We start from the raw sequence: 5,792 nt of genomic DNA on the forward strand, positions 1-5,792 counted from the left end.
AGGAGATCTCCGACAGCACCGGGGTAGAGGACATGCTGGACCTGCCCGCCATCCGCCTGTTCAAGATCCGCGTGGACTTCGACCTCGCAGGCCGGCGTGAGGCGCGTGGCGAGGCGCCGCCGGTCTCGGTGCCAGCGGAGGTCGAGGCGATCGAGCCGACGGCCGAGGAGCGCGCCCTCATCCGCGTGCTCCAGGAGGACCTCTCCTCCGGGGCGCACCCCTTCGCAGACGTCGCGGATCGGCTGGCCGACGGCGGGGTCGCGGTGGACGAGGACTGGGTCGTCGAGCGCACGGCGGAGTGGGTGTCCTCGGGGGTGATCCGCAGGTTCGGAGCGGCGATCAGGCACCACGAGACCGGCTTCACCGCCAACGCGATGGGCGTGTGGGACTGCCCCGAGGAGCGCATCGAGGAGGCGGGGCGGATCATGGCGTCGTTCAAGGAGGTCAGCCACTGCTACCAGCGGCCGCGCGTGCCGCCCTGGCCGCACGACCTCTACACGATGATCCACGGCCGAAGCCGCGAGGAGTGCGAGCAGGTCGCAGAGCGCGTCCGCGAGGCGGTCGGCCTGCCCGCGCCGAGGCTGCTGTACTCGGTGCGCGAGTTCAAGAAGACCTCGATGCGCTACTTCGCCGAGGAGGGCTAGGCGGGGATGGGCGATCCCCGGCCGGTCGCGGACGACGCAGCCGAGGCGCCGTCGGTCGTGGAGGGGAGCAGCGCGCCTGCTCACGGACGTCGAGCGCGGCTCGCGATCCTGCTGGTCGCGGTGGCCACGGTCCTGCTCACGTACGCCTACACCCTGAACGTCCGCATCCCGCTGCTCGACCGCCCCGCCTCTTGGACGCGGCATGCCGAGGGCGCCGCCCGGACCCTGCGGCACATGCGTATCTGGGACGAGGTCGGCCTGCTCGAGACGCGCTTCATGATGCGGACCACCGACGTGCATCCCGGCGACCGGTACATCCGGGACGTCGGTTACCTGCCGGACGATGAGGGCGTCTACTACTATGTGTCGTTCCCGCCGCTCTTCCCCTTGCTGCCGTTCTTGCTCCTCAAGGCGGTGAACGCTCCGCTCGGCATCCTGAGCCTGCGAATCTTCGCGTTGGGTCTGCACCTCGTCACCGCCATGCTGCTGTTCATGCTGACGCGGCGCGTCCTTCTCTCACGCGGCGAGGCACACGCCTCCAGTGCGGGAGCGTTCGCCGCGGCAGTGATGCTGGTGTCGCCCGGCCCGCTTTGGTATTTCTCCAACGCGTATGAGAGCGCCGCGCTGGAGACGCCGCTGCTGATCGCTTGCACGTACCTCGGCGTGAGACTCCTGACCGACGAGCTCCGTCCCCGGTGGCTGGTCCCCGCGTTCGCCGCCGCCTCCTTCGCGCTCGCCTACACCGAATGGCTCGGGATCATGTTCGCCGCCTCGGTCGGGGTCGTCGCGCTCCTCCGCCGCGACCGAAGGTCGCTCTTGGCGTTCGCCGTGTCCGCGGCGGCCGTCGCCGCGGCCCTCGGCCTGATGACCCTGCAGTACTCCAGCGTCGCCGGCTTCAAGGCGTTCGTGGAGGCCATCAGGGGGAAGGCTGAGATGAGGGTGACCTTCGGCGGTGCGGTGCACCACTCACTGACCTCCTGGCCTAGCTGGTCCCACCTCCTCAAGTGGGTCAAGCAGGGGTACGGTCCGGGGCTGGTCGCCCTGGCCGCGCTGGCGGCCTCGTGGCTCGTCGGGATGACCTCGACCCCGGGAGGGTTTCGCCGGCGCCTGCGGGCCACGTTCCCCCGGCCGCTGGGCGTCGCGCTGGCGCTCACGGCGCTGCCCGCGGCGCTCCACCTCCTGGCTCTCTTCAGTCACACGGTCATCCACGACTTCGGCCTGCTGAAATGGGCGGTCCCCCTCGGCTTGCTCGTGGGGGCGCTGGCCGCGGAGCTGGGGTCGTGGGGCGCGCGGTCCCGCAACCGTCTCGGGGCGCTCGCCGCGGCCGCGCTCGTGCTGGCCGTCGCCGTGCACACGGTGCTCCCTGAAGCGATCAAGAGGGACTTCACGGTGACGTGGGGTGCGGTGAAGGTCGGCACGGCCATCGCGCAGACGGGCGTCGACCCGGACGAGCCCGTGTTCGTGGAAGCGCCGCGGAAGTTCTACATGGGCAGCTCGACGGTGTACTACGCGGGGCGGAATCTGGCGCGCTACAAGGACGCAGCCGGCGCCGCCGCGATCATGAAGCGCAGCGGGGCCACCGGAGCCGTCCTGTTCCGCGTGAACGAGGACATGGAGGTCGAGCGCACCGAGCGTCTCGGACCGGACGGGCACGCGATCGGGAGCGCGCAGCTCGAGTAGCGGGCGAGCGCGCTCCGCCTGGCACGGCTGCGCTCGCTGTGCCGTCCAGGGGCTGAGACGACCTCCATGCGCTACTTCTCGGAGGAGGTCCGAGCCCCCTGTCGAGGCACGCGGCGTGTCCTCGCCGAGCGCCACGCTTGCGGTATCATCAAGCGGTTGGCCTCGGGCGGGGGCCCGGGTGGGCCGGTGGGCTTCTACGCGACGTCTACGGAGAGGCGTGTCGAGCACATGACGAGCAGGTCATCGGAGTACTTCCGGCGGGCCAAGGGGTGCATCCCCGGTGGCGTGAACTCGCCGGTCAGGGCGTTCCTGAGCGTGGGCGCGGAGCCGCTGTTCTACGAGCGGGCCAAGGGCAGCAGCGTGTGGGACATCGACGGGCGCGAGTACGTGGACTTCGTGGCCTCGTGGGGGCCGATGATCCTCGGGCATGCGCCGGATGACGTGCTCGACGCGGTGCGCGATCAGCTCGAGCGCGGGACGTCCTTCGGCGCGCCGACGTGCGAGGAGGTCGCGCTCGCAGAGGCGGTGGCGGCGGCCGTGCCCTCCGTGGAGAAGGTGCGGATGGTGTCCTCGGGCACCGAGGCCACGATGAGCGCCATCCGCCTCGCGCGCGGGTACACCGGGCGCGAGAAGTTCATCAAGTTCCAGGGCAACTACCACGGGCACTCCGACGCGCTGCTGGTGGCGGCGGGCAGCGGGCTGGCGACGCTGGGCATTCCATCGACGCCGGGCGTCACGAAGGGCGCGGCAGCCGACACGATCGTGTTGCCCTACAACGACCTCGGGGCCGTGCGCGAGGCGCTGGAGGCCGCGCCCGAGCAGGTCGCGGCGATCATCCTGGAGCCGGTGGCGGGCAACATGGGCGTCGTCCCGCCGCGCGAGGGCTACCTGGAGGGGCTGCGGGGGCTCTGCGACGAGCACGGCTGCCTGCTGATCTTCGACGAGGTCATCACGGGCTTCCGCGTGGCGCTCGGCGGCGCGCAGGAGCGCTTCGGCGTGACGCCGGACCTCACCACACTGGGCAAGGTGATCGGCGGCGGCTTCCCCGTCGGCGCCTTCGGCGGGCGAGCCGAGATCATGGACAGGCTCGCGCCGGACGGCCCGGTCTACCAGGCGGGGACGCTGTCGGGCAATCCGGTGGCGATGGTGGCCGGACTGGCGACCGTAGAGGCGCTGCGCCGCCCCGGCGTCTACGAGGAGCTCGAGCGCAAGGGCGCGCGGCTGGAGGCGGGGCTGCGAGCGGCCGTGAAGGGCGCCGGCATCCCCGCGCACCTGACCCGCGTCGGTTCGATGGCGTGCATGTTCTTCACGGACGAGGAGGTCGTGGACTGGAGCTCGGCGGCGACTTGCGACACCGAGCGCTACGCGGCGTACTTCCGCGGGATGCTGGAGCGCGGGTTCACCCTGGCGCCGAGCCAGTTCGAGGCCACGTTCGTAGGGCTTGCGCACACCGACGAGGAGCTCGACCGCTTCGCCGAGGCGGCCGCGGAGGTCCTCGGGGATCTGTAGCGAAGCGAGCCTCAGGGCGGGCGAGCCGGGGCGCTGCCGCCCCGAGAGGACGGACATGCGACTCTTCGTCATAGTCGGCGCGAGACCGAACTTCATCAAGGTCGGGCCGCTGGTACCGGCGCTGCGCGCCGCGGGACACGAGGCCGACCTGGTGCACACCGGGCAGCACTACGACGCGGCGATGTCGGACGTCTTCTTCACCGACCTGAGCATCCCCGAACCGCGCTGGTCGCTGGAGGTGGGCTCGGGCACGCACGCGGTGCAGACGGGTCACGCGATGATGCGCCTGGAGGAGCTGTTCGAGCGGGAACGTCCCGACGTGGTCCTCGTCGTGGGCGACGTCAACTCCACTCTCGCCGCCGCGCTGGCCGCGTCCAAGATGCACATCCCCGTGGTGCACCTGGAGGCGGGCCTGCGCTCCTTCGACATGCTGATGCCCGAAGAGGTCAACCGGCTGGTCACGGACCAGCTCTCGGCCATGCTGCTCGCGCCCACGGCCGCGGCGTGCGAGAACCTGAGCAACGAGGGGATCCAGCCCGAACGCGTGCATCTCGTCGGCAACGTGATGGCCGAATCGCTGTTGCGGCATGTCGACGACGCGCGGGAGCGCGAGACGTGCCGGCGGTACGGCCTGGAGCCCGGCGAGTACGTGCTCGCCACCGTGCACCGGCCCGAGAACACCGACCACCCGGAACGGCTCTCGCACGTCGTCGCCGCGTTCGCCGAGGCGCCGATGCCGGTGCTCCTGCCCGTGCACCCGCGCACGCGACCCGCCCTCGCGGCGCTCGGCGCGGGCGAGCGGACGCCGAACATCCGGCTCACCGACCCCGTCGGCTACCTCGACATGCTCTCGCTCGAGAGCGACGCGGCGGCGGCGGTCACAGATTCGGGAGGGGTACAGGAGGAGGCGTGCATGCTGCGCACGCCGTGCGTCACCGTGCGGCGGAACACGGAGAGGACGGTCACGCTCGAGGTGGGAGCCAACAGGCTGGCGGCCGCTGAGCGGGCGGCGATACTCGCGGCGCTCGCCGACGCTCTCTCCTCGGCGCGGGACTGGCCGCGGCCGGAGTGCTGGGACGGCGAGGTGTCGGGGCGCGTCGTCGAGGCCCTGGCGGGCGGCGTGTTGCCGTGGGACGCTTGTCAGGACGAGAGCGGGGCCACTCATCGGGAGGAGACCACATGAAAGCCATCATCCCGGCCGCGGGTCTGGGCACGCGGTTCCTGCCGGTCACCAAGGCGCAGCCCAAGGAGATGCTGCCCGTGGTGGACAAGCCGGTCATCCAGTACGTGGTCGAGGAGGCCGTCGCCGGCGGCGCGCGCGAGATCCTCATGGTGACGGGGCGCGGCAAGCGCGCCATCGAGGACCACTTCGACCGCAGCGTCGAGCTCGAGGAGCTGCTCGAGCGCTCCGGCAACACCGAGCGGCTGCGCGACGTTCGCAGGGTCTCCGAGCTCGCCGACGTCTTCTACGTGCGGCAGAAGCGGCCTCGCGGCCTGGGGCACGCCGTGCTCACGGGGGCCAGCTTCGTCTCGGGCGACGAGCCGTTCTTCGTGCTGCTCGGTGACGTGCTCGTGCCCGACAACGACTGCCTCGGCCGCCTGAAGCAGGTCCACGAGCGCTACGGCGCCTCGGTGTTCACCGTCACGCCGGTCGAGCAGCAGTACGTCTCGCGTTACGGCGTCATCGGCGGCAAGGAGATCGAGCCGGGTGTCTGGAAGGTCACCGACCTGGTGGAGAAGCCGCCGGTGAACCAGGCCCCGTCGAACATGGCGATCTTCGGCCGCTATCTCCTCACCCCGGCGGTGATGGACATCCTGCCGAAGATCGAGCCCGGCCGCGGCGACGAGATACAGCTCACCGACGCGTTGCGCGAGCTGCTGCGAAGCGAGGACCTCTACGCGGTGGTCACCGAGTGCGCCGGCTACGACACCGGCAACGTGCTGTCGTGGCTGGAGGCC

5 protein-coding genes are annotated in these 5,792 nt (G+C 71.0%); all 5 read left to right on the forward strand.

Annotated features, from left to right (window positions below; all coding sequences use genetic code 11):
• Nucleotides 1-32: 32 nt before the first annotated feature.
• Complete coding sequence (locus IBX62_09880; protein MBE0477394.1) at nt 33-644, forward strand: Lrp/AsnC family transcriptional regulator; 612 nt, start codon at nt 33-35, stop codon at nt 642-644.
• Between the two features lie 6 nt (nt 645-650).
• Nucleotides 651-2,324 carry a hypothetical protein gene (locus IBX62_09885; GenBank protein ID MBE0477395.1) on the forward strand — a complete coding sequence of 558 codons (1,674 nt, stop codon included), beginning with the start codon at nt 651-653 and terminating at the stop codon, nt 2,322-2,324.
• Nucleotides 2,325-2,552: 228 nt separating this feature from the next.
• Nucleotides 2,553-3,833: a glutamate-1-semialdehyde 2,1-aminomutase gene (gene hemL, locus IBX62_09890; protein ID MBE0477396.1), complete on the forward strand. Its 1,281-nt coding sequence runs from the start codon at nt 2,553-2,555 to the stop codon at nt 3,831-3,833.
• A gap of 55 nt (nt 3,834-3,888) precedes the next feature.
• Nucleotides 3,889-5,016 (forward strand): UDP-N-acetylglucosamine 2-epimerase (non-hydrolyzing), encoded by a 1,128-nt coding sequence (gene wecB, locus IBX62_09895; protein ID MBE0477397.1) that lies wholly within the window; start codon nt 3,889-3,891, stop codon nt 5,014-5,016.
• Nucleotides 5,013-5,792 (forward strand): UTP--glucose-1-phosphate uridylyltransferase GalU (galU, locus tag IBX62_09900; protein ID MBE0477398.1); only part of this gene is annotated, 780 nt, incomplete at its 3' end. The genes wecB and galU, both read left to right, overlap by 4 nt.

The sequence above is a fragment of the Coriobacteriia bacterium genome (genome assembly GCA_014859305.1).
Taxonomy (GTDB): domain Bacteria; phylum Actinomycetota; class Coriobacteriia; order Anaerosomatales; family Kmv31; genus Kmv31.